We start from the raw sequence: 26,171 nt of genomic DNA, 5'->3' as shown, positions 1-26,171 counted from the left end.
CACGCCTCCATGGATCGCCCGCGCCTCTCCTTCCCTGATCGCCATATGGCTGCGCGCCGGATGGTCGCCCGCAAGACGGTCCGTGCCTTCGCCCGCGCGCTGTGCGTGGCGGCTGTGGCGGCGCTGCCGTTCCACGGCGCCGCGGCGCAGTCGGGCGCGCCGCAGAAGGGTCCGCCGACCATCCGCGACACCGAGATCGAGGCGCTGATGCGCGACTATACCCGGCCGATCCTGAAGGCGGCGGGGCTCGGGCAGCAGAATGTCGAGGTGGTGCTGATCTCCGACCGCTCGTTCAACGCCTTCGTGGCGGACGGCAAGCGGATCTTCGTGAATGTCGGCGCGCTGCTGGATTCCAAGACCCCGAACCAGATCATCGGCGTGCTGGCGCACGAGACCGGCCACATCGCCGGCGGCCATCTCGCCCGCATGCGCCAGCAGGTGGAGGGCATGCAGACCATGGCCATCGTCACCATGCTGCTGGCGGGCGCGGGCATCGCCGCCGGCGCCGCTTCGGGCATGGGCGGGCGCGACATGGGCAGCGCCGCCGCCGCGGGCCTGATCGCGCCGCAGGAGATGATCCGCCGCTCGCTGCTCACCTACCAGCGCGGCGAGGAGCAGGCGGCCGACCGCTCCGCCGTGTCCTACCTCAACGCCACCCACCAGTCCGCCAAGGGCATGATCGAGACCTTCCAGCGGTTCCAGGAGGATCAGCTGTTCATCAGCCAGCGCGTCGATCCCTATTTGTTGAGCCATCCCATGGCGCGCGAGCGCATCGCGGCGCTCGAGACCCTCGCCAAGGCGAGCCCCTATTACGACGCCAAGGATCCCCCCGCGCTCCAGGAGCGGCACGACATGATGCGCGCCAAGCTGGTGGGCTTCACCGAGCGGCCGGACGCGGTGGCGCGCAAATATCCGCCCTCCGACGCGTCGATGCCGGCGCTCTATGCGCGGGCGATCTCGGCCTATCGCTTCGGCAATGTGAACGGCGCCATCAGCCAGATCGACGCGCTCATCGCGCGCCAGCCGGACAATCCCTATTTCTACGAGCTGAAGGGCCAGGCGCTGCTGGAGAGCGGGCGGGCGCCCGATTCGGTGGCGCCGCTGCGCAAGGCGGTGGCCATGACCAACGGGGCGCCGCTGATCCGCGCCATGCTCGGACAGGCGCTGGTGCAGTCCGGCAACCCCACCTATAACGAGGAGGCGCTGCGTGAGCTGATCCTCGCCACCCAGCGCGACCCCAATTCCGCCGGCGCCTGGCGTTCGCTCGCCATCGCCTATGGACGCAAGGGGGACGTGGCCAATGCGGACCTCGCGGCGGCGCACGGCTATTTCGCGTCGGGAGACTTCAAGATCGGGCGCGAGCTTGCCGCCCGCGCGCGCCAGCGCTTCGCCACCGGCACGCCGGGCTGGCTCAAGGCCGACGACCTCGTGAACTTCAAGCCGCCGAAGTCAGCGCAGAACAACCGCTGATGCCTTTTCTCGAGCCGATGGAGACTTCCATGCTTGCCCGCCTGGGCCGCCTGTCCCGCAATGCCGTTTTGGTCGCGGCCACCGCGTGCGCCTTCGCTTCGCCCGCCGCCGCCTTCACCGATGCGGAGAAGTCGGAAATCGGCACGATCGTGCGCGAATATCTGCTGAAGCACCCCGAGGTGCTGGAGGAGGTGGTCTCGGTCCTCGAGGCCCGCAACCAGGCCGCGCAGGCCGAGCACGCCTCCAAGGCCGTGAAGGAGCTGAGTTCTGTGCTGTTCGACGGGCAGCGCGGCGTGGTGGTGGCGAACCCCAAGGGCGACGTCACCTTGGTCGAGTTCTTCGATTACAATTGCGGCTACTGCAAGCGCGCGCTCGCCGACCTGCAGGAGCTGGTGAAGGCCGATCCCAACGTGCGCGTGGTGCTGCGCGAATTCCCGGTGCTCGGCCAGGGCTCGGTGGAGGCGGCGCAGGTGGCGGTGGCGGTGCGCATGGTGGCGCCGGAGAAGTACATGGCGTTCCACCAGGCGCTGATGGGCATGCGTGGCCAGGCCGACCGCGCCCGGGCCTTCGCGGCCGCCAAGCAGGCGGGCATCGACGTGGCGCTGCTGGAGAAGCAGGCCGCCTCGCCGGAGCTCAACGCGACGCTCGACGAGAGCATCAAGCTCGCCCAGGCGCTGGGCCAGAGCGGCACGCCCTTCTACGTGGTGGGCGAGCAGGTGGTGATGGGCGCCCAGGGCCTCGACGTGCTCAAATCCGCCGTCGCCCAGGCGCGCAATCAGGCGAAAGCGGGGAAGTAAGGCGGCAGGGCCGCGTTGCGCCGCTCACGGATGAATTGAGACGGCGCAACGCGGCCGGCCGGCGCTCAGATGAGGCCATACCGCATCAGGAAGTGGGTCTTCTTGGTCGGGTGGGTCGGCCGTCCCCGGTTGATGAGTTCGCGCAGGATCGTCGCGCGCTCCTCTTCGGACACGTCGTCGAGGATCGAGATCATCTGATGCTCGGTGAAGACGTCGCGCTGGAGCAGGTCCTTCTTCACGATCGGGCAGCCGAGAAGCTTGTGGAACAGCCCGAAGCCGAAGTGAATCTGGCTGCTGTTCGAGACCACATGCATGATGGTGTCGATAAGGGTCGCCTTCACCAGCGCCGCTTCAATTTGGTCGTCCTGGTCCAGCCGCAGGCGCGGCAGCGGCACGTATGCCTGCGGCTTGGGGGACCCGTAAACCTGCATGCTCGACTCTTCGGAGAACATGCTGTCGAGCAATGCGACCGCATTCAAGGTAGAGGACAGGTCCTTGAGCTGGAAATCGCGCGGCAGATAACGCATATGGTTGACGATCTGGGCGAGGCTCAGGGCGGTTAGACGGTCCGCGAGCTTTTCGGCGCCGTATACCGTGTCGAACCGGTAGCCGCATCGCTTCAGCGTCGAACTCAACCTCATCTCGCCTTTATTGATGGCGTGCAGGCGCAGGTCGTAGGGACGATACCGACGCCAGAAGCGAACGATCTTGCGGTCCGCGAAGGCGGCGCCCGAGAGCGAGAGGGCATATGAGCCCAGATGGTGGCTGAAGGCGTGATTCTCCAGCGCGCCGACCACGTCGTACGTGGTCGATGCGAGCTGCCGCGTCAGGTGGTCGAGCGCCGGGCCGGCCAGGAAATAGATGCTGTCATTGAGATAGATGACCCGCGCCGGTTTCAGGCCGTCAGCCAGGATATGCAGGGTGGCGGCCCGATAGGCGCCGAAATCCCGGCCGATATTGGGGCGCACGAGGATGCGGTGGGCGCGGGTCGCGATCTGCGCCCGCATCTGCGGCGTGGGCTCGCCATTGCACACAACGATTGCGTTCACCGAGGCGGCCGCAAGACTATCGAGGACTGCAAGGAAGTCGGTGCTTAATCCGAATTTCACATACTTTACGACGATCGCGTAGATGTCCCCTTGAGCGGGGCGGCAAGTCACGTCAGAAAGGATCTGTGGGGTGTGATCTTTGAAGATTTTTGGTAACTGTGATATTTTACGTGACCAAACATACCAAAAGATACGTGCGCGATCAAAATTTATCCGCATGTGATTGACCTGACCCTCCGGTTTTTGTCAGTTTTTAATTTATCTCATGGCCCATGGCGGCAATGTACAGAAGTATATCATGCCTCCGGATGAGCGAGGTTCAGGCCGCGATGCTGAATTTGTATCATGTGAAGGGGGCCGTTTCAATTCGATCCCCGTGATGGACGCCACGCCCTGACGGAAGGACCGTCAATAGCGGTTCAGAACCGCCTCGAGATTCCTGCGGTGCACCGCCTCATAGGGCGCGAACCAGCCGATGGCGCCGGTCGCGAACGCGTCCGCCGCGAAGGCGGCAAGATCGAGCGCCGCCAGTTCCGGCGCGCGCTTCAGTTGCAGCAGGCGCGCCACGTAGCGCTCCGTGGCCTCGATCAGCTCCGGCGGATAGCCGCCGGCGGCGATCACCTCCGCCGCCCCGTGGTTCGGCAGGATGCGCGTCACCCCGAGCGCGGCGAGGCGCTTCAGTCCTTCCAGGTGCGCCGCAAGCCTTTCCGGCTCGTCCACATAGGTGATGGGGTCCTCCAGCGTGTCCCCGGCCAGCAGCAGGCCGCCGGGCAGCAGCGCCACCGTGCCGTCGCGGCTGTGGATGTCCATCTGGATCAGCGCCACGGGGATGGCGCCCACCTTCAGCGCGAGGCGGTCCTCAAACAGGCGGTTCGGCAGCACCAGCGGGCGGATGGGCGGATCGGCGCCTTCCAGGCGGGCCCGGTTCGCCCGCAGCAGCGCGTCGGTCTCGGCATTGGCGATGATCTCGCAATCGGCGAACACCGCATTGCCGGCCACATGGTCGTCATGCCAGTGGCTCAGCACCACGCGCATGCGCCGGACGCCCATTTCCTCCAGCGTGCGGCGGATCATGCGGGCGTGGGCGAGCGAGACGTGGGTGTCGTAGACCAGCGCGTCTTCCCCGTCGATCACCGCATAGGAGGCGATGCCGAGGGCGAAGGCGCCGTCGTCGAGCCAGTTCTCGGCGGCCGAATGCAGGCGAACGCCGGGGATGCGCCCGTCATAGAAGGCGAGCACGCCTGGCGCCGGCTCCAGCACCCGCAGGGTCGACCCCAGGGGGGCGAGGCGGGCGGGCGCCTCGCTCACGCGGCGCTCACTCCGCCGCTTCGAGCGTGTGGCCCAGGCGGTGGGAGAGGGTGCGCACCAGCTCGCTCGCCGCATCGGCGATCACCGTGCCGGGCGGGAAGATGGCCTCGGCGCCGAACGCCTTGAGCGCCTCATAGTCCTGCGGCGGCACCACGCCGCCCACCACCACCATGATGTCGCCGCGGCCCTCCGCCTCCAGCGCCTGCTTCAGCGCCGGCACGAGGGTGAGGTGGCCGGCGGCGAGCGAGGAGATGCCCACCACGTGCACGTCGTTCTCCACCGCCTGACGGGCGGCTTCCTCGGGGGTGGCGAAGAGCGGGCCGATGTCCACGTCGAAGCCGAGGTCGGCGAAGGCGGAGGCGATCACCTTCTGGCCGCGGTCGTGGCCGTCCTGGCCCACCTTGGCCACCAGGATGCGCGGGCGCCGGCCTTCCGCGTGCTCGAACGCCTCCACCAGCTTCAGCACCTTGCCCACCTTGTCGGTCATGGCGGAGGCCTCCCGCTTGTAGACGCCGGAGATGGCGCGGATCTCGGCGCGGTGGCGGCCGAACACCTTTTCCAGAGCGTCGGAAATCTCGCCCACCGTGGCCTTGGCCCGGGCCGCCTCGATGGCCAGTGCCAGGAGGTTGCCGTTGCCGGCGGCGCCGTTGGTGAGCGCTTCCAGCTTCGCGGCCACCTCGGCGGGGTTCCGTTCGGCCTTGAGACGATTGAGCTTCTCGATCTGCGCGGCCCGGACGGTGGCGTTCTCCACCTTGAGGACGTCGATGAGGCGGTCCTTCTGCGGCTTGAACTTGTTCACGCCCACCACGGTCTGGGCGCCGCCGTCGATGCGGGCCTGGGTGGTGGCGGCGGCCTCCTCGATGCGCAGCTTGGGGATGCCGGCCTCGATGGCCTTGGCCATGCCGCCCAGCGCCTCCACCTCCTGGATGTGCGCCCACGCCTTGGCGGCAAGATCCGCGGTGAGCTTCTCCACGAAGAAAGAGCCGCCCCAGATGTCGATCTGCCTTGTGGTGCCGCTCTCCTGCTGCAGCAGGATCTGGGTGTTGCGGGCGATGCGGGCGCTAAAGTCCGTGGGCAGCGCCAGCGCCTCGTCCAGCGCGTTGGTGTGCAGCGACTGGGTCTGGCCCTGGGTCGCCGCCATGGCCTCGATGGCGGTGCGCATGACGTTGTTGAACACGTCCTGCGCGGTCAGCGACCAGCCCGAGGTCTGGCAATGGGTGCGCAGCGGCAAGGACTTGGGGTTCTTCGCCCCGAGATCGGTCATCAGGCGCGTCCACAGGAGGCGGGCGGCGCGGAGCTTCGCCACCTCCATGAAGACGTTCATGCCGATGGCCCAGAAGAAGGACAAACGCGGCGCGAACACGTCGATGGGCAGGCCCGCGGCGGCACCGGCGCGGCCGTACTCGACGCCGTCCGCCAGGGTATAAGCGAGCTCCAGATCCTGCGTCGCCCCGGCTTCCTGCATGTGGTAGCCGGAGATGGAGATCGAGTTGAAGCGCGGCATCTCCTTCGAGGTGAAGGCGAAGATGTCGGAGATGATGCGCATGGAGGGGGCGGGCGGATAGATATAGGTGTTGCGCACCATGAATTCTTTGAGGATGTCGTTTTGGATCGTGCCGGAGAGCTTGGAGGCGGGAACGCCTTGCTCCTCCGCCGCCACCACGAACAGCGCCAGGATCGGCAGCACCGCCCCGTTCATGGTCATGGACACGCTCATCTGGTCCAGCGGGATGCCGGAGAACAGGGTGCGCATGTCGTAGATGGAATCGATGGCGACCCCCGCCATGCCCACGTCGCCGGCGACGCGGGGGTGATCGCTGTCATAGCCACGGTGGGTGGCGAGGTCGAAGGCCACCGAGAGGCCCTTCTGGCCGGCGGCGAGGTTGCGCCGGTAGAAGGCGTTGGAATCCTCCGCCGTGGAGAAGCCGGCATATTGGCGGATGGTCCAGGGCTGGGTGGCGTACATGGCCGCATAGGGCCCGCGCAGGAACGGCGCGATGCCGGGAAAGGTGTCGATGAAGGTGAGCCCCTCAATGTCGGCCGGGCCGTAGAGCGGCTTCACCGGGATGCCCTCGGGCGTCATCCAGGCCGGCACGGCGGCCGGCGACGCGGCGCTCTCCGGCGCGCGCCAGTCGATCTCGGCGAAATTGGGGATCCGGCTCATCGTCTCTTTCCTCGAAATCGGCCCGCTTCGGGCGGCGCGCGCCGCGCTTTGGCCCAGGATCGGGTGCTCGCTGCGGCCTCACGCCCTTCTGGCGAACCAGGAGCCCGAGCAGTTCGGCTGCGGCGAGGACCAGTCGCCCGACGCCTGATCGCCCTCGGCAAGGCCGGTGGCGATCACCTTGCCGCCATTGTGGGCGAGCGTCATCTTCACGACGCCCACCTTGTTGATGCCGCCGGCCGCCTCAACCGGCCAGTATCCCGCATAGGTGACTTTGCCACCCTTCACGTTCAGCTTGAAGTCGTAATTCTTGCCGCAGCTTCCGGTTTCGGCGGAGGTGCGCACGCTCCAGGTGCCGTCGAAGCGCATGGCGTTGTCGGCAAGCGCGGTCGCCGGCGCCGCCAGCTGCGCCGCGAGCGCAAGCAACGGCGCCGCCAGTGTGCGGATCCGCATCCGATTGCCCTTGCCTGTCATGCCCGCGCCTCCTTCGTCCTCAGATGCCCGCCGCGTCCTGCGCCAGCTTCAGCGTCTCCAGCGCGTCGCAGCCGGCGAAGACGAAGCCCGAGACGCCCGCCGCCTCCATCTGCGCCACCAGGTCCGCCGGCTTGCCGGCGAGCCAGACCGCGCCGGCGCCGGCCGCCAGGAGCGCCGCGGCCGCATGGGCCGCCTCGGCGCCGTAGACCTCGTCCGACGAGACGAGGCAAGCAAACGGCGTGCCGGCCGCCTTGAAGGCCGCCACCATGGCATCAAGGCTCGCGAAGCCGTCCGGCACCGCGGCGGCGATGCCGCCGGCCTCGAAGAAGTTCTTGGCGAAGGTGGCGCGCGCCGTGAAGGCCGAGACCGGGCCGAGCGTCGCCAGGAATACCGTCGGCGCAGGGGTCGCCGCCTCGGCCTTGTCGCGCAGCGCCTCGAAGGCGGCGGCGATGCGGGTGGCGGCGAAGGCGCCGTCATTCGCCGGCGCCGCGGGGGCGAGCGGCGCCAGAACCTCGGGCATCTCCTGGGCCAGGATCGGGAATTCCGAGGTGCCGGTGATCGGCAGGCGGCGGGTGGCGACGTCCTTGTCGCGGCGCGCCTTCACTTCGGCGATCTCGGCCTTGAGCCAGCGGTCCTCCAGCACGTCCGCCATGCCGCCGCGCGCCTCGATGGTGCGGAACAGGTCCCAGGCGGCGGCGGCGAGCCCGTCCGTGTGCGCTTCCACCGCGCCGGCGCCGGCGCCGGGATCGGCCACGCGGTGCACGTTGCTCTCCTCCAGCAGCATCACCTGGGTGTTGCGGGCGAGGCGGCGCGCGAAGGCGTCCGGCAGGCCGAGCGCCTGGGTGAAGGGCAGCACGGTGATGCTGTCCGCTCCGCCGACGCCGGCGGCGAAGGCGGCGACGGTGCTGCGCAGCAGGTTCACATAGGGGTCGCGCCGGGTCATGGAGCGCCAGGCGGTGGTGGCGTGCAGCCTGAGCGGCGGCGCCGCCACGCCGCACTCGCGCAGCACCGCCGCCCAGAGCAGGCGGATGGCGCGGAACTTGGCGATGGTGGCGGTCTGGTTCACGTCCGCTACCAACGCCGCCTCCATGCGGCCGGCGGCCTCGGCGAGCGGGATGCCGGCCTCGGCAAAGGCCTTGAGATAGGCCACCAGCGTGGCGAGGACGGCGGCGAGCTCCTGCGCGTCCGAGGCGCCGGCGGCGTGATAGACCGCGCCGTCCGCGCGCGCGAACGGACCGGTGAAGCCGCGCGCCTTGAGGATGGCCGCGGTCTCCGCGAAGCGCTTGGCGAGCAGCGGCCACGCCATGGGCAAGGTGCCCTTGGCGGCGAAATCGGCGAGCGGATCGAGCCCGAAGCTGACGGCGAGGCCGGCCGGGTCGAAGCCGCGCGCCGCAGCGAAGTCGGCGAAGGCGAGCGCGTCCTCGCGGCCGGTGAAGCCGCCGCTCTCGATGCGGGTCTCGACGAGGTCGGCGAGCACGTCCTTCAGCACGAGGGAAAGGTCGGCGCCGTCCGGCAGGCCGAAACCATAAGCGTGGGGCGAGGCGGCATAGACCAGGGTCAGGCCGGAGGCGCCGCCATCGAGGTCTTCCAGCGCCTGGGCGTTGGCCTCGGTGAGGTCCGGCTGGTCCACCCGCATGGAGACGATCCAGGGCGCGCCGGCCGGGCGCCCCGCCACCACGGGCGCATGGGGCTTGCGCGCGGGCAGGGCGTCGAGGGACAGGCCCTCATAGGTGCGGGTGACGAGCTTCCGGTCATAGGGCGCGCCCTTGAGCACGCCTTCCACCAGCTTCAGCCAGTCCGCGCGGGTGGCGGGGGGCAAATCGGTGGCGAAGGGCAGGGCGGTCATGGCAGGGTCTCCAGGAGGAGAAGAGGGGCGCGCGCGTCCCGGCCGACTGCAACGGCACGCAGCACAGTGGAAGGAGAGCCGTGACCCAGCGCAAGAGTGCGCCGAAGGCGGCATGAACTCTTGCGACGGCAGGGTGTGGCCCGCTGCGCGGGAGTCTTGCGCTGGGCCCCGGATCTGCGCTCCGGCTGCGCCGTCGCGGGTCCGGGGAGCGAGGCGGCGGTTTCCATCACCGCGCCTCCCGCGCCGCCAGGGCGCGCTCCTCGTCGACGATGTAGTCGCGGATCACCGGCACGTCGTCGCGCGTCTGCGACAGGAGAAGCTGGAACACCATGTTGGAGCCGTGCAGGAAGCCGAGCTCCACCGCCGCGAGGTAGAATTCCCACATGCGGCCGAAGCGCTCGCCCATCATGGCGTCCACCTCGGCGCGCTTGGCCATGAAGTTCCGCCGCCAGGCGCGGATGGTCCAGTAATAGTGCAGGCGCAGGACCTCGCAGTCGTCCACCCACAGGCCGACCCGCTCGGTGGAGGCGAACACCTCCGACAATGCCGGCACGTAGCCGCCGGGGAAGATGTACTTGCGGATGAACGGCCCGGTGGTGCCAGGCGGCGACATGCGGCCGATGGCGTGGACCAGGGCGAAGCCGCCCTCGGCCAGGAGATTGCGGACGGTATTGAAATAGTCGTCGAAGTGGGAGACGCCCACATGCTCCATCATGCCGATGGAGACCACCCGGTCGAATTTGCCCTCGAGGTGGCGGTAGTCGATCTCCTTGAAGTCGATCAAATGCGCCACCCCGGCGGCCTCGGCGATGCGCCGGCTCTCGGCCAGCTGCTCGGGCGAGACGTTGATGGCGGTGACGTGCGCGCCGCATTCCTTCGCCAGATAGATGGCAAGGCCGCCCCAGCCCGAGCCGATCTCGGCCACCCGCATGCCGGGGGTGATCTTCAGCTTGGCCGCGATGTGGCGGAACTTGTTGCGCTGCGCGTCCGCGAGCGGCTCGTCCGGCGCGCGGAAATAGGCGCAGCTATAGGCCATGGTCTCGTCCAGCCACAGCCGGTAGAAGGCGGCGGGGTGGTCGTAGTGGGAGGCGACGTTCTCCTTCGCCTTGCCCACCGGATTGGCCTGCTGAAACCGGCGCACCGAGCGCCAGGCCTTGCGCAGCGCCTGCTGCACCGGATGGCTCGCAAGGCCCTTGCGGTTCACCGAGAACAGATGCAGCAGGTCGAACGCGCCGGCGCCGTCCTCGAAGGTGAGCCGCCCGTCCATATAGGCTTCGGCCGCCACCAGCTCCGGATTGAAGAACAGCTCCTTCTCCAGCTTCTTGTCGTGCATGCGCACGGTGACGGACGGCCCGTCCACCCCCGAGCCGAACACGTGGCGCTGGCCTCCCGCGTCGACGACGGTGAGCTGGCCCTTCTCCACGAAGCGCTTCAGGAGGTTGGAGAGAAGACGCATGGTCAGATCCTCGGGTCTTGTCGCGCGGGCGGGGGCCTGGATCCCGGCGGCGTCCAATTCAGGATATCGTCCTCCGGAGGTGCTTTGCCTGGCGACGGCAGGGGGGAGCGTTTGTCGTTCCCCACCGGCGACACGGAGGGGAACAGCAGGCAGAAGCCGGCGACGAGCATCTGAAGTGAAATGCCGGCAAGCACCATGATCCCGAGAACTTGGTACTGATCGTCCAATGATTGGCGGTTAAAATCTGAGAAAATCATATAGGCAAACAGCGACGCCGTTGGTACGACGAAGAGAATAAATACAATTAATAAAAAACTACGCCAGTATCGGAAGCCCGCATCTTGTAGCCGAGCTGCCGAAAAGATCATGAAAACTACGCTGATCGCTGTGTTTAAATTTCTTGCGAAAGGTAGACGCGCAAATTCTTCAGCGAACCAGAACGAGGCGGCGGAAAAAATCACATAGGCCACGACGATCAGGGCATAGCTTGTCCGAGTTAAGCTGAGGCGCTGGATCATGCTTTGCTCCCCCCCGCGCGTGCAAAATGCGGCGCGGCTTGTACCTTCTCTGCGTAGCGCTTTGAAGCCAGAAGGAACAGCCCGCGCCACAAGCGTCACGCGAATTCCAGGATCACCGCATCCACCGCGAGGCTGTCGCCGGCCTTGGCGTGCAGCGCCTTGATGATGCCGTCGCGCTCGGCGCGCAGCACGTTCTCCATCTTCATGGCCTCGACGATGGCGAGCACGTCGCCGCTCTTCACCGCCTGGCCGGGGGTGACCGCGATGGAGACCACGAGCCCCGGCATGGGGCAGAGCAGCTCCTTGCCGCCGCCGGCATTCTCCTTCTTGGGCATCAAGGCGGCGAGCGCCGCCGAGCGCTCGGTGTAGACCCGCGCCAGGGTGGCGACGCCGCGATGGGCGAGCGCCACGCCGTTGGGGATCGGCCGCACCTGCATCGCCACCTGGTCGGCGTCGATGGTGCCGGTCCACACCGCGTCCCCCGGCTTCCAGGCGGAGCGCACCAGATGGGCGTGGCCGGGCTTGCCGTCCGGCTCGAAGATCTGCACCCGGAAGCCGCCGTCCACCGGCTCCACCTCGCAGGCGGTGGAGATGACGTCCTCGCCCGCCGTCAGATTGACGATGCGCCGCTTGGCGATGCGCCAGGTCACGCCCGACGTCTGGCCGGTGATCTTGCGCTTGCGGACGTTCTGGATGTGGTCGATCACCGCCGCCACCGCGGAGATGAAGTGGATCAGCTCGCCTTCCGGCGCGCGGGCCTGGAAGCCGTCGGGATATTCCTCGGCGATGAAGCCGGTGGAGAGCCGCCCCTCCTGCCAGCGCGGATGGGACATCAGCGCCGAGAGGAAGGGGATGTTGTGGCCGATGCCGTCGATGGCGAAGGCGTCGAGCGCGTCCGCCTGGGCCTCGATCGCCATCGCCCGGGTGGGCGCGTGGGTGACCAGCTTGGCGATCATGGGATCGTAATAGATGGCGATCTCGCCGCCCTCATAGACGCCGGTGTCGTTGCGCACGGTGATCGGCCCGGTCTTGCCCTCCTGGGGCGGGCGGTAGCGCACCAGGCGTCCGGTGGAGGGCAGGAAGTTGCGGTAGGGGTCTTCCGCATAGATGCGGCTCTCCACCGCCCAGCCGGAGAGCTTCACGTCGTCCTGGGTGATCTTGAGCCTCTCGCCGGCGGCGACGCGGATCATCTGCTCCACGAGGTCGAAGCCGGTGATCAGCTCGGTGACCGGATGCTCCACTTGGAGGCGGGTGTTCATCTCCAGGAAGTAGAAGCTCTTGTCCTGCCCGGCGACGAACTCCACCGTGCCGGCGCTGTCGTAGCCCACGGCCTTGGCGAGCGCCACCGCCTGCTCGCCCATCTTCCTGCGGGTGGCCCCGTCGAGCAGCGGGGAGGGGGCCTCCTCCACCACCTTCTGGTTGCGGCGCTGGATCGAGCATTCGCGCTCGCCCAGATAGATGACGTTGCCGTGCTTGTCGCCCAGCACCTGGATCTCGATGTGGCGCGGGTCGACGATGAACTTCTCCACGAACACGCGGTCGTCGCCGAACGAGGACTTGGCCTCGCTCTTGGCGCGGTCGAAGCCGTCCTGCACCTCGTCGCGGGAATAAGCGATGCGCATGCCCTTGCCGCCGCCGCCGGCGGAGGCCTTGATCATCACCGGATAGCCGATCTCGTCGGCGATCTTCGCCGCCTCGGCGCCGTTCTCCAGCACCCCGAGATAGCCGGGCACGGTGGAGACATTGGCCGCCGCCGCCGCCTTCTTCGACTCGATCTTGTCGCCCATGGCCTCGATGGCGTGGGGGGTCGGGCCGATGAAGACGATGCCGTGCTCGGCCAAGAGCTTGGGGAACGAGGCGCGCTCGGACAGGAAGCCGTAGCCGGGATGCACCGCCTCGGCGCCGGTCTTCAGGCAGGCTTCGACGATCTTCTCGGCGATGAGATAGGACTGGGCCGCCTGGGGCGGGCCGATGTGCACCGCCTCGTCGGCCATCTCCACATGGAGCGCGTCCTTGTCGGCATCGGAATAGACGGCCACCGTCTTGATGCCCATCTTGCGCGCGGTCTTGATGACGCGGCAGGCGATCTCACCCCGGTTCGCGATCAGGATCTTGGTGAACATTTGTGTCTCCCGCGCCTTGGGCGCTGAATTCCGTAACTGGCGTCTCCTTGGTGCCGGCCGCATCGCCTCCGCACCGTCATCCCCCGGCTTGTCCGGGGGATCCACTCCGCAACGGGTTCAAGCATCTGGATGGATGCCCCGCACGAGCCGGGGCATGACGGCGGTTGAGGGGCGATGGCGGCCGCACGGGAAGGACACCGGATGACCTTCACGCTGCCCCGCCCTCACACCGGCATGTTGTCGTGCTTCCGGTGCGGCTGCTCGAGCTTCTTGGTGCGCAGCATGGCGAGCGCGCGGGCGAGCCGGCGGCGGGTGGAGTGGGGCATGATCACCTCGTCCACGAAGCCGCGCTCGGCCGCCACGAACGGCGACAGGAACCGCTGCTCGTAATTCTTCGTGTGCGCGGCGATCTTCTCCGGGTCGCCGAGGTCCTGGCGGAAGATGATCTCCACCGCGCCCTTGGCGCCCATCACCGCGATCTGGGCGGTGGGCCAGGCATAGTTCACGTCCGCGCCCACGTGCTTGGAGGCCATCACGTCATAAGCGCCGCCGAACGCCTTGCGGGTGATCACGGTGACCAGCGGCACGGTGGCCTGGGAATAGGCGAACAGCAGTTTGGCGCCGTGCTTGATGAGGCCGCCATATTCCTGCGCCGTGCCGGGCAGAAAGCCGGGCACGTCCACGAACGTGACGATCGGGATCTCGAACGCGTCGCAGAAGCGCACGAAGCGCGCCGCCTTGCGCGAGGCGTCCGAGTCGAGCACGCCGGCGAGCACCATGGGCTGGTTGGCGACGAAGCCCACCGTGCGCCCCTCGATGCGGCCGAAGCCGATGACGATGTTCTTGGCGTAGGCGGCCTGGATCTCGAAGAAGTCGCCCTCGTCGGCCACCTTCAAGATCAGCTCGCGGATGTCGTAGGGCTTGTTGGGATTGTCCGGGATTAGGGTGTCGAGGCTCTCGTCGCTGCGGCCCGGATCGTCGAAGGAGGGCCATTCCGGCACCCCTTCGAAATTGTTCGACGGCAGGAAGTCGATGAGACGCCGCGTCTCCAGCAGCATCTCCACGTCGTTGTCGTAGGCGCCGTCGGCGACCGCGGACTTGGTGGTGTGCACCTTGGCGCCGCCCAGCTCCTCGGAGGTGACGGTCTCGTTGGTCACCGTCTTCACCACTTCCGGGCCGGTGACGAACATGTAGGAGGTGTCGCGCACCATGAAGACGAAATCGGTCATGGCGGGGGAATAGACGTCGCCGCCGGCGCACGGGCCCATGATGAGCGAGATCTGCGGGATCACGCCCGAGGAGGCGACGTTGCGCTTGAACACGTCGCCATAGCCGCCGAGCGCGGCGACGCCCTCCTGGATGCGCGCGCCGCCGGCGTCGAACAGGCCGATGATGGGGGCGCGGGTCTTCAGCGCCATGTCCTGGATCTTGGTGATCTTGCGCGCGTGCTCCTCGGAGAGCGAGCCGCCGAACACCGTGAAGTCCTTGGCGAAGACGAACACCTTGCGGCCGTTCACGGTGCCCCAGCCGGTGACCACGCCGTCGCCGGGGATCTTCTTCTGGTCGGCCATGCCGAAGTCGACGCAGCGGTGCTGGACGAAGGTGTCGTATTCCTCGAACGTGCCGCGGTCGAGCAACAGGTCGATGCGCTCGCGCGCCGTGAGCTTGCCGCGCTGGTGCTGCGCCGCGATGCGGGCCTCGCCACCGCCGAGATGGGCCACGGCGCGGCGGCTGTCGAGCTCTTCGAGCACTTCCTTCATGACGCCACTCCTTGCGCGATCGCGATCGCGAAATTGTAGCCGCCCGTCACGCCGCGATGATGCAGCATCGCAGCTTGGCCGGAAAGGGCGGTTCTCCCCGTGGCTAGCAAGAAGTGGAGCAATCTTGAATATGTAAAAGTTCTGTGTTGTTTATTGTGAAATATTCACAACGCCGACGGCCCATCGGAATGCCAACCTGACCCAAGGGGAGGTTTCCAGAAGCCGCCGCCATCGGGAGCCGCCATGCGTCAGAAGGTCTATGCGGGCCATGCGGTCCGGCGGCTGCGGGAAAAGCTCGGCTTGAAGCAGAGCGAACTCGCCGTGCGCCTCGCCGTCTCGGCCTCCTACATCAACCAGATCGAGAGCAACCAGCGCCCGCTCACGGCTTCCGTCCTCATCGCGATCTCGCGCACCTTCGCGGTCGACATCACCTCGTTCGGCGCCGAGGACCTCGACCGTCTCGTCGCCGACCTGCGCGAGGCCGCCGCCGACCCGCTGTTCCGCGACCTCGACCTTGGTTTGCAGGACGTGAAGGCGGTGGCGAACCTCTCGCCCGCCTTCGCTCATGCCTTCCTGCGCATGCATGTGGCGCTGCGGCGCACCGCCGAATGGCGCGCCTCCCTCGACGACATGCTGAGCGCGGGCATCGCCCCCGGCGACGAGGCCAAGCTCGTGCCCTACGAGGAGGTGCGCGACTACTTCCACTACGTGGACAATTACGTCGACCCGCTGGACCGCGCCGCCGAAGCGGTGGCGCTCACGCTCGGCATCCTCGAAGGCGCGCCGCCGGAGCCGGCCTTCGCCGCCCACCTCGCCGCCCGCCACGGGGTCGTCGTCGAGACCGGCCGCGCCGACCCGGCCGAGCCCATGTCGAGCTTCGATCCGCGGACGCGGCGGCTGGTGCTCTCCGGCACGCTGACCCCGTCCTCGCGCGCCTTCCGCCTCGCCGCCACCATCGCCCAGCTGGAGCATGCGGATCTGGTGGCGGCCACGGTCGCCTCGGCGCGTTTCCGCAGCCAGACCGCGGCGGAGATCTGCAAGCTCGCGCTCTACAACTATTTCGCCGGCGCGCTGATGCTGCCCTATCGGCGCTTCCTCGACCTCGCCCGCGGACGCCGGCACGACCTCGACCGGCTCGCCCTCGAGAGCGGGGCGAGCCTGGAGCAGGTGTGTCACCGCCTCTCCACCCTGCAGCGGCCGGGCGCGAAGGGGGTGCCGTTCTATTTCGCCAAGGTGGACCGGGCCGGCAACATCACCAAGCGCCATTCGGCGACGCGTTTCCAGTTCGCGCGCCACGGCGGAGCGTGCGCCGCCTGGAACGTGCACGAGGCGTTCGAGATGGCGGGCCGCACGCTGGTGCAGGTGGGCGAGATGCCGGACGGGGTGCGCTACATCTGCCTCGCCCGCTCGGTGACGGCGCCCGCCGTGCGGCATGGCCAGGCGGCGCGCGCCTACGCGCTGGGGCTCGGCTGCGACGCCTCGTTCGCCCACGACATCGTCTATGCCGACGGCCTCGACCTCAAGGCGGCGCCGGTGGCCCGGCTCGGCGTCTCCTGCCGCATCTGCCCGCGCCGCGACTGCGACCTCAGAGCCTTTCCCCCGCTCGACCGCGACATCCGCATCGACGAAAACGTGCGGGATATCGTTCCGTTCACCATCTCCTGACGTAATTAAGCCCTTCTCCCGCTCGGTAAAAGCCGCGCCTGCGCATAGGAAACGCCACGAGGTGTTTGCTACACTTAAATTATCGGCTCGGACGGAGCCGTAGGGAGCAATCCATGAGGATATGGAGCACGGTCGGCCTCGTTGCCGGCCTGTTGGCGGCGGCCTCCAGCATCGCTGTGGCAGCACCAGGGTTCACGACGGCCAATGTCAATATGCGCACCGGGCCGGACACCGAGTTTCAGAGCATCGGCGTGATCCCGGAAGGAACGCCCGTCGACATCGAGGGATGTCTCGACGACCAGTCCTGGTGCGACGTGCTCTGGGGTGACTATCGCGGCTGGGTGTTCGCCGAATATCTCGGCTACCAGATGCAGGACCAGGGGCAGGTGGTGACCTCGCTGCTGCCCGACGTGGCGCTGGCCGCGGTGGGCATCCCGGTGGTCGCGTTTGCGGTGAACGATTATTGGAACCGCTATTATGTGGGCCGGCCCTGGTATGCGGACCGGTACCGCTGGAACAATTATGTCTGGCGCCCGCGGCCCGGCTGGCCGGTGCCGCCTCCCGGCGTGCGTCCGCCCGGCTGGTGGCGCCCCGGTTATGCGCCTCCCCCCGGCATGGGCCCGCCGCCGCCTCCCGGCTGGCGTCCCGGTCCCGGATGGGGCTATCCCGGCGGCCCCGGCCGGCCGGGCGGTCCCGGCGGTCCCGGCTGGGGACCCGGCGGTCCGGGCGGTCCTGGCTGGGGACCCGGCGGTCCCGGCGGTCCTGGTGGGCCAGGCGGGCCAGGAGGCCCCGGTCGCCCCGGAGGACCGGGCGGACCCGGCTGGGGTCCGGGTAGCCCTGGCGGTCCCGGCGGCCCCGGCACGCCCGGTGGTCCCGGCGGTCCCGGCCGTCCGGGCGGGCCTGGTGGTCCGGGCGTCATTCCCGGCGGTCCCGGTGGTCCCGGTGGACCGGGCGGCCCCGGCACGCCCGGTGGTCCGGGCGTCATTCCTGGCGGTCCCGGCGGTCCCGGTGGACCGGGCGGCCCCGGCATGCCCGGTGGTCCCGGCCGTCCGGGCGGACCCGGTGGTCCGGGTGTCACTCCTGGCGGTCCCGGCGGTCCCGGTGGACCGGGCGGCCCCGGCATGCCCGGTGGTCCCGGCCGTCCGGGCGGGCCCGGTGGTCCGGGCGTCACTCCTGGCGGTCCCGGCGGTCCCGGTGGACCGGGCGGCCCCGGCATGCCCGGTGGTCCCGGCCGTCCGGGCGGGCCCGGTGGTCCGGGCGTCACTCCTGGTGGTCCCGGTGGTCCCGGTGGACCGGGCGGCCCTGGCATGCCCGGTGGTCCCGGCCGTCCAGGCATTCCCGGCAACGTTCCCGGCGGTCCAGGCGGCGGAGGTCTGACACCGCAGCAGCAGTACCAGCGGCAGATCCAGCAGCAGCGGCAGCAACTGCAGCAGCAGCAGCGGCAGCAGTTCCAGCAGAACCAGCAGCGGCTGCCGCAGCAGCCGCAGGCCAATCCGCAGAACCAGCAGCGCCAGCAACAGTACAACCAGCAGCGCCAGCAGCTTCAGCAGCAGCAGATCCAGCAGCGCCAGCAACAGCAGCAGCGCCAGCAGCAGCAGCTGAACCAGCAGCGCCAGCAACAGCAGCAGCGCCAGCAACAGCAGCTGAATCAGCAGCGGCAGCAACAGCAGCAGCGGCAGCAGCCGCGCCAGCAGCCGCAGCAGAACCAGCAGCGGCAGCAGCGCCCGAACTGCCAGGGGCCGAACTGCCCGCAGCCGCGGCCCTGAGACCGCGCCAACCATTCCGGCGGACGGGGCTTCCCCGCCCGCCGGTCACCCGCAAACCGCGGCGGCCATCGACGAATGGCGCGCGGCGGGCTATGGCGGGGCCATGCCTGACGCGTCATCACCGGTGCTGCGCTTCGCGCCGTCCCCCACCGGCCTCCTCCATGTGGGCAATGCCCGCACCGCCCTGCTGAACGCGCTGCTCGCGCGGCGCAGCGGCGGCACCTTCATCCTGCGGCTCGACGACACCGATACCGCACGCTCGCGGCCGGAATTCGCCGCCGCCATCGCCGCCGACCTTGATTGGCTCGGCATCCCGCCCGACCTCAGCGTGCGCCAGTCCGACCGCCTCGCGCTCTATGGGGAGGCAGCCGAGCGCCTGAAGGCGGCCGGGCGCCTTTATCCCTGCTTCGAGACCGAAGAGGAGCTCGATCTCAAGCGCAAGCTCCAGCGCGCGCGGGGCCTGCCGCCGGTCTATGACCGCGCCGCTTTGCGCCTCGACCCGGCCGCGCGCGCGCGCTTCGCCGCCGAGGGCCGCGCCCCCCACTGGCGCTTCCTGCTGGCCCACCTCGAGGTCGCCTGGGACGACGGCGTGCGCGGGCCGCAGCGGGTGGACACGGCGAGCCTGTCCGATCCCGTCCTGGTGCGCGCGGACGGCTCCTTCCTCTACACGCTGCCCTCGGTGGTGGACGACGTGGCCCTCGGCGTCACCCAGGTGGTGCGCGGGGAGGACCATGTCACCAACACCGCCGTGCAGATCGAGATCATCGAGGCCCTGGGCGCGCGGCCGCCGCGCTTCGCGCACCACAACCTGCTGACGCTGCCGAGCGGCGAGGGGCTCTCGAAGCGCCTCGGCCACCTGTCTTTGAAGGCGCTCAGGGAGGACGGCCTGGAGTCGCTCGCCGTGGCCGCGGCGGCGGTGCTGGTGGGCACCTCGCGCCCGCTCCAGCCGGTGGCGAGCCTCGACGAGCTCGCCGCCTTGGTCGACCTTTCGGAGATCTCGCGCGCCCCGGCCCGCTTCGATCCGCAGGAGCTCACGGCCCTGTCCGCCCGCACGCTCCATGTGATGTCCTACGCGGCGGCGCGCCCGCGCCTCCTCGCGCTCGGCATTGCGGGGGGAGCCGATTTCTGGCTGGCGGTGCGCGGCAACCTCGCGCGCTTCGAGGAGGCCGCGTTCTGGTGGCGCGTGTGCCGGGGGCCGCTGGCCGGCGTGCGCGCCGCCGAGGATGGCGCGTTCCTCGCCGCCGCCGCGGCGGCGCTGCCGCCCGAGCCGTGGGACGGCGAGACCTACGGCGCCTGGATCGCCGGCCTCAAGGCGGTGAGCGGGCGCGGCGGCAAGGCGCTGTTCCTCCCGCTGCGCCGGGCGCTCACGGGCGAGGATAAGGGGCCGGAGCTCGCCGCCTTGCTGCCGCTCATGGGCCGCGCGCGCGTCGCGGCGCGCCTGCGCGCATCGGACGGCGATCTCCAGGCTGCGGACGGTGCAGCCATTCCACGCCCATGACGGGACCGCCCCGCGCGGTCCTCGCGGGCGGCGAGGCGCGCCGTCGGCCCATCGCCTGTCGATGGGACGATTGCGGTCGACTCCCCCGCTCATTACCGTGCCAGGATGTCGCGCTCCCTGCGGTGGTTCGGGGCCAGGCGCGGCAGGCTTGGGTTGAGCGGGCGCCGGGCTCGATTCTTTCGGCACCGCGCGCGCCGTCGCTCAACCCGGCGCGGCGCCGTCCCCGGGATGGCGGGCGCGCCACACCATCGCCCGCCGCCGAGACCTTCGCATTCAAGCGTGAGCGCAACCATTCCTTGACTTTCCGTCACAATGCGCAAGGATTAGAGGTAATATCCGAGGCCGGATCGCGGGAGGACTGCGCGCATCCGAGGGCTCCAGGTCCCTGGGCTCTTGTTCAGCTTGAGTTCTTGAGCCATCGGAGTAAGCGGCAATGGTTGAGCAGACCGGTGATCTCTCCTGGGCGGCGCTCAATCAGGCCTTAGACGCCGTGATCTTCATCGACCAGGCGAACCGGATCACTTATTTCAATCCTGCCGCCGAGCGCATGTTCGGCTATGCGCGCGGCGAGGTCATGGGCCGCAACGTGCGCAGCTTCGTGCCGCTGGAACTGCGCGAAGCCAATGACGGTGTCACCGGCGTGCCGCGCGCGGTCGGGCAGGACCGGGTCGTCGGCACCAGCCGCGAGGTCGCCATCCAGCGCAAGGACGGCTCGCGCATCTGGGGGCTGGTCTCCCTCAGCCGCGCGCAGGTGGGCGAGGCGGTGAACTACGCCGCCTTCATCCGCAACGTGACCGACGAGGTGGCGCGCCGGGGAGAACTCTACATCCTCTCGCTGGTCGCCAACGAGACCGACCGGGTGGTGCTGGTCACCGACGGCCAGCTGCGAATCCTCTATGTCAACCGCGCCTTCGTGCAGCTGTTCGGGTTCAGCCGGGAGGAGATCGCCGGGCGCAGCCCGCTGGAGTTTCTCGGCGGGGAGTTCGGCGATTCCGCCATCGAGAGCCGCCTGCGCCAGAAGGTGCGCGAACGCGTGCCGTTCTCCGAGGAGCTGCTCTGCCGCAACAAGTCCGGCGGCCAGATCTGGGTTTCCGCCGCAATCAGCCCGGTTTACGATCGCGAACGCAATGAGTTGAGGAACATCGTCGCCGTGCTCACGGACATCACCGAGAGCAAGCAGATCGACTCCCTGCAGCGGGAGGTGCTGGCGGCGGTCACGGCCGACGTCCCGCTGGCGCACGTCGCCGAGCTCATCTGCCGCAAGGTGGAGGCGATCCTGCCTGGCGTCATCTGCACCATCATGACGGTGACCAAGGACGGCCGCCTGCACCCGGTCGCCGCGCCGAGCCTGCCCGAGGAATACAGCACCGCCCTCGAGGGCATGCCCATCGGCCCGTCCGCGGGCTCGTGCGGAACCGCCGCGTTCCGGGGCGAGCCGGTGGTGGTCACCGACATCGCCACCAGCCCGCTCTGGGCCGCCTTCCGCCACCTGCCGCTGCCGTCGGACCTCGTCGCCTGCTGGTCGATCCCGGTGAAGAACCGCACCGGGCAGGTGTCGGGCACCTTCGCGCTCTATTTCCGCGAGCGCCGGGCGCCGGGGCTGTGGCACGAGCACATCATGGAGCGGTGCGTGCCCCTGTGCGCGCTGGCGCTGGAGCGCAACGAGGCCGAGGATCAGATCGCCCGCCTGTCCTCGCTCGACGCGCTCACCGGCCTGCCGAACCGCAGCCGCCTGCTCGAGACCCTCGCCTCCACCATGGCCGAGGTGGAGGAGAGCGGCGAGACGGTGGTGTGCCTGATCCTCGACGTGGATCACTTCAAGGACGTCAACGACACGCTCGGCCATTCCACCGGCGACCAGATCCTGCTGGAGTTCGCGCGCCGCCTCACGGTGCAGCTGCGCGGGGCGGACCTGGTGGCGCGCATCGGCGGCGACGAGTTCGCGGTGCTGCTGCGCGGCTGCGCGGCGGAGGAGGCGGCGCTGATCTCCGAGCGCCTGCTGGAGGTGCTCTCCTCGGCGCCCATCGCGGTGCAGGGGCTGCATCTCACCATGAGCGCCAGCATCGGCATCGCCATCTATCCGTTCCATGCCTCCGACGCGGAGACCGTGCTCAAGCACGCGGACGCCGCGCTCTACGAGGCCAAGCGCGACGGGCGCGGCAAGTTCCACTTCTTCACCGAGGACCTCAACCTCAAGGCCCAGAACCGCCTGGTGCTGGGCGTGGCGCTGCGCGAGGCGATCATCCATCGCCAGCTGCGCCTGGTGTTCCAGCCGCAGGTGTCGATCAAGAGCCGTGCGCTGCACGGGGTCGAGGCGCTGACCCGCTGGAGCGATCCGGTGCACGGCGAGGTGCCGGCGCCGCGCTTCATCGCGCTGGCCGAGGAATACGGCCTGATCGAGAGCATCGACCACTGGGCCATCGAGGAGACCTGCCGCCTGATCCCGCAATGGCGCGCCAAGGGGCTCGACGTGCCGCACGTCTCGGTCAACGTCTCGCCGGTGAGCTTCCGCTCGAGCGCGGTGCTCGACGTGATCACCAGGGCGCTCGCCGACAACGGGCTTCAGCCCGCGGACCTCCGGGTGGAGATCACCGAGCGGGTGATGATGGACCAGCACCCCAACTCGCTGCAGACCGCCCGCGCCATCGAGGCCATGGGCGTGCACCTCGCCATGGACGATTTCGGCACCGGCTATTCCAGCCTGTCCTCGCTCGCCCAGCTGCCCATCGCCGAGCTGAAGATCGACCGCTCCTTCATGCTGTCCCTGGAGGAGGACGCCAACGCCCAGGCGCTCGCCACCGCGGTGATCCGCATCGGCCACAGCCTCGGCATGACGGTCGTGGCCGAGGGCGTCGAGACCAAGGCCCAGCTCGATCTGCTGGGCGAGCTCAATTGCCATGCGGCCCAGGGCTTCCTGTTCGCGCGGCCGCTGGAGGTGCCCGAGTTCGAGGACTGGCTGCGCCGCCACGCCGCCGCGGCCGGCTGAGGTTTTCCCCGGCGTTTACACCTGCGCGCCCCGCCGCTATTTTCCCCGGCCCTCAGCCGGAGAACCATGAGCATGCGCGCGGAACTCGCCGCGAAGGTCGACGAGATCAATTCCTCATTGGACCTCCTGCGGTCCCACCTGGACGTGGACCGCTCGCGCCGGCGCCTGGCCGAGCTCAACGCCATCGTGGAAGACCCCAAGCTCTGGGACGATCCCGAGCGCGCCCAGAAGCTGATGCAGGAGCGCACCGGCCTGGAGGACGGCCTCGGCGCCATCGACCGGGTGGAGCGGGATCTTGCCGACAATATCGAGCTGATCGAGCTGGGCGAGGCGGAGGGCGACGAGGGCGTCATCTCCGAAGCCGCCGCGGCCCTCGACGGTCTCAAGGCCGAGCTGGCGCGGCGCGAGCTGGAGGCCCTGCTCTCCGGCGAGGCGGATGCCAACGACAGCTACCTGGAGGTCCATGCGGGCGCCGGCGGCACCGACAGCCAGGACTGGGCCGAGATGCTGCTGCGCATGTACCGGCGCTGGTGCGAGCGCCACGGCTTCAAGGTGGAGCTGATGGACGAGAGCCAGGGCGAGCAGGCGGGCCTGAAGTCCGCCACCATCCAGGTGAAGGGCCACAATGCCTATGGCTGGCTGAAGACCGAGGCCGGCGTGCACCGCCTGGTGCGCATCTCGCCATTCGATTCCAACGCCCGGCGCCAGACCTCGTTCGCCAGCGTGGACGTCTATCCGGTGGTGGACGACCGCATCGTCGTGGACATCAAGGAAGCCGACGTGCGGGTGGACACCATGCGCTCCGGCGGCGCCGGCGGCCAGCACGTGAACAAGACGGAATCGGCGGTGCGCCTCACCCACATTCCCACCGGCATCGCCGTGGTGAGCGAGGGCGACCGCTCCCAGCACAAGAACCGCGCCACCGCCTGGAACATGCTGCGCGCCAAGCTCTACGACCTGGAGCTGAAGAAGCGCGAGGCGGAGGCCATGGCCGAGCAGGCGGCCAAGACCGATATCGGCTGGGGCCACCAGATCCGCTCCTACGTGCTCCAGCCCTATCAGCTGGTGAAGGACCTGCGCACCGGCGTCACCTCCGGCACGCCGCAGGAGGTGCTGGACGGCGACCTCGACCCCTTCATGCAGGCGGCGCTGGCCCAGCGCGCCTATGGCGGCGGCCCGGACCAGGTGGAGGACGTGGACTGAGGCGGCTGCGCGGGGCGCCCGGCCGCCCCCCGCCCCCGTCCCGCTCCCGCGCGGGGAGCGGGGCGGAGCGCCCGGTGGGCGACAGGGCGGGAGGAGGGGCAAGCGGCGCGCGCGGCGGCGCGTCCTGGGACGCCGCCACACGCGTCGCCAACCCGCGTCAGCCTAGCATCCCCTCGACGCGCCGGGCCATTGCCTTGCGGCTCACCTTGCCGTTGGCGGTGCGCTCCACATGGTCCACGAAGATCACCCGGCGCGGGCACTTGTAGGCGGCCAGATGCTGCGCGCAATGGGCCAGCACCGCCGCCTCGTCGAGCGCCGCCTCCGGGCGCGGCACCACGAAGGCGGTGATGACGCTCACGTCCGCGCGCACCCGGGTCTCGGCCACCGCCGCCTCCAGCACGCCGGGGCAGTCGGCGAGCGCCTTCTCCACCTCCAGCGGCGAGACCCGGTAGCCGAGCGCGTTCATCACGTCGTCGTTGCGGCCGTGGAACCAGAACCAGCCGTCGGCATCGACGGCGGCGAGGTCGCCGCCCACGAACCAGTCGCCGCGCATCACCGCCGCCTCCTCCTCCGGCCGCTGCCAGTAACCGAGCATGAGGCCGGGGTCGGAGCGGTGCACGGCGAGCAGGCCGGTCTCGCCCGCCGGCAGCGGTTCGGTGCCGCCCTCCACCGGCAGCACGCACACGCGCCGGCCGCGCTGCGGGCGGCCCGGCGAGCCGAGGCGGATCGGCGCGCCGGGGCGCGAGGAGATGAAGGTGGAGATCTCGCTCATGCCGAGGGATTCGTAGATCCACGTGCCGGTGGCGGCATGCCACTCCTCGATCAGGCTTGGCGCCAGCGCCTCGCCCGCCGCCACCCCGTGGCGCAGGCGCTTCAGGTCGAAGCGCGCCATGTCGCAGGCCTTGAGGACCTGCCGGAACACGGTTGGCACGGCGGCGAAGATGGTGGCGCCGTACGCCTCGATCAGCCGTGGCCAGACCGCCGCATCGCGCGGGCCGTTATAGAGCACCGCGGTCGCCCCCTGGGCCCACGGGTCGGTGAGGCCGACGCCCAGCGTGTAGGTCCAGTTCACCGCGCCCGCATGGAGCAGCACGTCGGCTTCGGTCAGGCCGAGCCAGTCGGCATACATGGGGCGGCGGCCGAGGATGGCGCGCTGGGCGTGCAGCACGCCCTTGGGCCGGCTGGTGGTGCCGGAGGTGTAGACCAGATAGGCGGGATCATCCGCCCGGGTCGCGGCATAGGCGGCGATCGGTGGGGCGGCGGCGAGCGCGGCCATTTCGTCGGGCGCGATGATGCGCAGGGGGCCGAGGCCGGCGCGCTCGGCGAGATGGTCCTCGCCCAGCACCACCGCGGCGGCGCCGGAATCGGCGGCGAGCGCGCGCACTTCCTCCACTGTGAGCTGGGAGGAGGTGGGCTGCGCCACATAGCCTGCGGCGATGGCGGCGAGGAATGCGATGACGAAGCCGGCGTCGTTGCCGGCGCGGATCAGGATCCGCGCGCCGGGGGCGAGGCCGAGCGTCGAGAGGCCGCCGGCGAGGCGGCGCACCTTGTCCTCGAGTTCGCCATAGGTCCAGCGCTCGGCGCCGTCCGCGCCCACCAGGATCAGGGCGGGCTTGCCGGCGGCGCGGGCGGCCTGCGCCGTGAGGCAGTACGCCGCCAGATTGAAGCGGGCGTCCGGCGCGATGCCGTGGGCGAGCGGCGCCCATGCAGAGCGGGGGGAGGGGGGCATGGTGGCGGTTCGGAGCGCTCTCGGGGTCAGGGGGGGGGCGCAGGCAGCTTAAGCGAGTTGGCGGCGCGCCGCATCGGGGCGCCGGGAATCCCTGCGTCGGGCGACCCCTCACCCCGGCCCTCTCCCGCAACGGGAGAGGGGATGCGAACGGCTGGGGCGGCTCCTGGTTTGCCGGCCAGCCTGGACGCGCGCGCCGATACTTCGTCCCGGCCGCAAAAATCCTGGCGCTGCTCCCCTCTCCCCTCGTGGGAGAGGGGGCGCGAACGGGGCGAGGCGGCCCTTTTGGGGGCTCTCCGGCGCACGGCCAAAAAAATGCCCGGCGCGGGGCCGGGCATCGTCGTTGCTCCGGGCCGGGGTGCGCA

General features: G+C 69.5%; 17 protein-coding genes. 7 read left to right on the top strand and 10 right to left on the bottom strand.

The window, feature by feature from the left end:
* Positions 1–45: 45 nt before the first annotated feature.
* Positions 46–1,470 carry a M48 family metalloprotease gene (locus ABLE88_RS03855; RefSeq protein WP_510182843.1) on the top strand — a complete coding sequence of 475 codons (1,425 nt, stop codon included), beginning with the start codon at positions 46–48 and terminating at the stop codon, positions 1,468–1,470.
* 29 nt (positions 1,471–1,499) lie between these two features.
* Entirely contained in the window at positions 1,500–2,267 is a 768-nt protein-coding gene (locus ABLE88_RS03850; RefSeq protein ID WP_348830138.1) for a DsbA family protein, read from the top strand.
* A 65-nt stretch (positions 2,268–2,332) separates the two neighbouring features.
* Here the strand turns inward: ABLE88_RS03850 and ABLE88_RS03845 are convergent, their stop codons facing one another.
* The 9 genes from ABLE88_RS03845 to ABLE88_RS03805 form a co-directional block, all read right to left on the bottom strand.
* Positions 2,333–3,427, bottom strand: a complete 1,095-nt coding sequence (locus ABLE88_RS03845) for a rhamnan synthesis F family protein (RefSeq protein ID WP_348830137.1) — start codon at positions 3,425–3,427, stop codon at positions 2,333–2,335.
* A 297-nt stretch (positions 3,428–3,724) separates the two neighbouring features.
* On the bottom strand, positions 3,725–4,624 hold the full coding sequence (locus ABLE88_RS03840; RefSeq protein ID WP_348830136.1) for an MBL fold metallo-hydrolase: 900 nt from the start codon (positions 4,622–4,624) through the stop codon (positions 3,725–3,727).
* A 7-nt stretch (positions 4,625–4,631) separates the two neighbouring features.
* Entirely contained in the window at positions 4,632–6,788 is a 2,157-nt protein-coding gene (gene scpA, locus ABLE88_RS03835) for a methylmalonyl-CoA mutase (RefSeq protein ID WP_348830135.1), read from the bottom strand.
* 78 nt (positions 6,789–6,866) lie between these two features.
* On the bottom strand, positions 6,867–7,259 hold the full coding sequence (locus ABLE88_RS03830) for a hypothetical protein (RefSeq protein ID WP_348830134.1): 393 nt from the start codon (positions 7,257–7,259) through the stop codon (positions 6,867–6,869).
* Positions 7,260–7,278: 19 nt separating this feature from the next.
* The gene (locus ABLE88_RS03825; RefSeq protein WP_348830133.1) at positions 7,279–9,105 is read right to left on the bottom strand and encodes a methylmalonyl-CoA mutase subunit beta; all 1,827 of its coding nucleotides are present in this window, start codon (positions 9,103–9,105) and stop codon (positions 7,279–7,281) included.
* A 226-nt stretch (positions 9,106–9,331) separates the two neighbouring features.
* Positions 9,332–10,561: a class I SAM-dependent methyltransferase gene (locus tag ABLE88_RS03820; protein WP_348830132.1), complete on the bottom strand. Its 1,230-nt coding sequence runs from the start codon at positions 10,559–10,561 to the stop codon at positions 9,332–9,334.
* A 2-nt stretch (positions 10,562–10,563) separates the two neighbouring features.
* Positions 10,564–11,079: a hypothetical protein gene (locus ABLE88_RS03815; RefSeq protein ID WP_348830131.1), complete on the bottom strand. Its 516-nt coding sequence runs from the start codon at positions 11,077–11,079 to the stop codon at positions 10,564–10,566.
* A gap of 95 nt (positions 11,080–11,174) precedes the next feature.
* Positions 11,175–13,202 (bottom strand): acetyl-CoA carboxylase biotin carboxylase subunit, encoded by a 2,028-nt coding sequence (locus ABLE88_RS03810; RefSeq protein ID WP_348830130.1) that lies wholly within the window; start codon positions 13,200–13,202, stop codon positions 11,175–11,177.
* Positions 13,203–13,426: 224 nt separating this feature from the next.
* Positions 13,427–14,962 carry an acyl-CoA carboxylase subunit beta gene (locus tag ABLE88_RS03805; protein WP_348830129.1) on the bottom strand — a complete coding sequence of 512 codons (1,536 nt, stop codon included), beginning with the start codon at positions 14,960–14,962 and terminating at the stop codon, positions 13,427–13,429.
* Between the two features lie 243 nt (positions 14,963–15,205).
* Between ABLE88_RS03805 and ABLE88_RS03800 the strand changes: the two genes are divergently transcribed.
* From ABLE88_RS03800 to prfB, 5 genes are all read left to right on the top strand, one after another.
* Positions 15,206–16,627, top strand: coding sequence for a helix-turn-helix domain-containing protein (locus ABLE88_RS03800; protein WP_348830128.1), 1,422 nt, complete (start codon positions 15,206–15,208; stop codon positions 16,625–16,627).
* Between the two features lie 113 nt (positions 16,628–16,740).
* A complete protein-coding gene (locus tag ABLE88_RS03795) occupies positions 16,741–18,393 on the top strand; it encodes an SH3 domain-containing protein (RefSeq protein WP_348830127.1) in 1,653 nt (550 codons plus the stop codon).
* A 103-nt stretch (positions 18,394–18,496) separates the two neighbouring features.
* Complete coding sequence (locus ABLE88_RS03790) at positions 18,497–19,891, top strand: glutamate--tRNA ligase (RefSeq protein WP_348830126.1); 1,395 nt, start codon at positions 18,497–18,499, stop codon at positions 19,889–19,891.
* A 433-nt stretch (positions 19,892–20,324) separates the two neighbouring features.
* Positions 20,325–22,877, top strand: a complete 2,553-nt coding sequence (locus ABLE88_RS03785) for an EAL domain-containing protein (RefSeq protein WP_348830125.1) — start codon at positions 20,325–20,327, stop codon at positions 22,875–22,877.
* A 72-nt stretch (positions 22,878–22,949) separates the two neighbouring features.
* Entirely contained in the window at positions 22,950–24,080 is a 1,131-nt protein-coding gene (gene prfB / locus ABLE88_RS03780) for a peptide chain release factor 2 (RefSeq protein ID WP_348831077.1), read from the top strand.
* Between the two features lie 157 nt (positions 24,081–24,237).
* Here prfB and ABLE88_RS03775 read toward each other — a convergent pair whose 3' ends face one another.
* Positions 24,238–25,809, bottom strand: a complete 1,572-nt coding sequence (locus ABLE88_RS03775) for an acetate--CoA ligase (RefSeq protein WP_348830124.1) — start codon at positions 25,807–25,809, stop codon at positions 24,238–24,240.
* Positions 25,810–26,171: the final 362 nt, after the last annotated feature.

Origin of the sequence: Xanthobacter luteus (assembly GCF_040049235.1) — a bacterium.
In the GTDB taxonomy this organism is placed as follows: domain Bacteria; phylum Pseudomonadota; class Alphaproteobacteria; order Rhizobiales; family Xanthobacteraceae; genus Xanthobacter.
This window is presented reverse-complemented; position numbering and strand designations above follow the sequence as displayed.

Excerpts from the sequence above, each read along its gene's own strand:
- ABLE88_RS03790 (WP_348830126.1), top strand. The coding sequence starts at position 18,497 with ATGCCTGACGCGTCATCACCGGTGCTGCGCTTCGCGCCGTCCCCCACC.
- ABLE88_RS03820 (WP_348830132.1), bottom strand. The coding sequence starts at position 10,561 with ATGCGTCTTCTCTCCAACCTCCTGAAGCGCTTCGTGGAGAAGGGCCAG.
- ABLE88_RS03800 (WP_348830128.1), top strand. The coding sequence starts at position 15,206 with ATGCGTCAGAAGGTCTATGCGGGCCATGCGGTCCGGCGGCTGCGGGAA.
- scpA (WP_348830135.1), bottom strand. The coding sequence starts at position 6,788 with ATGAGCCGGATCCCCAATTTCGCCGAGATCGACTGGCGCGCGCCGGAG.
- ABLE88_RS03795 (WP_348830127.1), top strand. The coding sequence starts at position 16,741 with ATGAGGATATGGAGCACGGTCGGCCTCGTTGCCGGCCTGTTGGCGGCG.
- ABLE88_RS03855 (WP_510182843.1), top strand. The coding sequence starts at position 46 with ATGGCTGCGCGCCGGATGGTCGCCCGCAAGACGGTCCGTGCCTTCGCC.
- ABLE88_RS03775 (WP_348830124.1), bottom strand. The coding sequence starts at position 25,809 with ATGCCCCCCTCCCCCCGCTCTGCATGGGCGCCGCTCGCCCACGGCATC.
- ABLE88_RS03850 (WP_348830138.1), top strand. The coding sequence starts at position 1,500 with ATGCTTGCCCGCCTGGGCCGCCTGTCCCGCAATGCCGTTTTGGTCGCG.
- ABLE88_RS03805 (WP_348830129.1), bottom strand. The coding sequence starts at position 14,962 with ATGAAGGAAGTGCTCGAAGAGCTCGACAGCCGCCGCGCCGTGGCCCAT.
- prfB (WP_348831077.1), top strand. The coding sequence starts at position 22,950 with ATGCGCGCGGAACTCGCCGCGAAGGTCGACGAGATCAATTCCTCATTG.
- ABLE88_RS03830 (WP_348830134.1), bottom strand. The coding sequence starts at position 7,259 with ATGACAGGCAAGGGCAATCGGATGCGGATCCGCACACTGGCGGCGCCG.
- ABLE88_RS03825 (WP_348830133.1), bottom strand. The coding sequence starts at position 9,105 with ATGACCGCCCTGCCCTTCGCCACCGATTTGCCCCCCGCCACCCGCGCG.
- ABLE88_RS03810 (WP_348830130.1), bottom strand. The coding sequence starts at position 13,202 with ATGTTCACCAAGATCCTGATCGCGAACCGGGGTGAGATCGCCTGCCGC.
- ABLE88_RS03815 (WP_348830131.1), bottom strand. The coding sequence starts at position 11,079 with ATGATCCAGCGCCTCAGCTTAACTCGGACAAGCTATGCCCTGATCGTC.
- ABLE88_RS03785 (WP_348830125.1), top strand. The coding sequence starts at position 20,325 with ATGGTTGAGCAGACCGGTGATCTCTCCTGGGCGGCGCTCAATCAGGCC.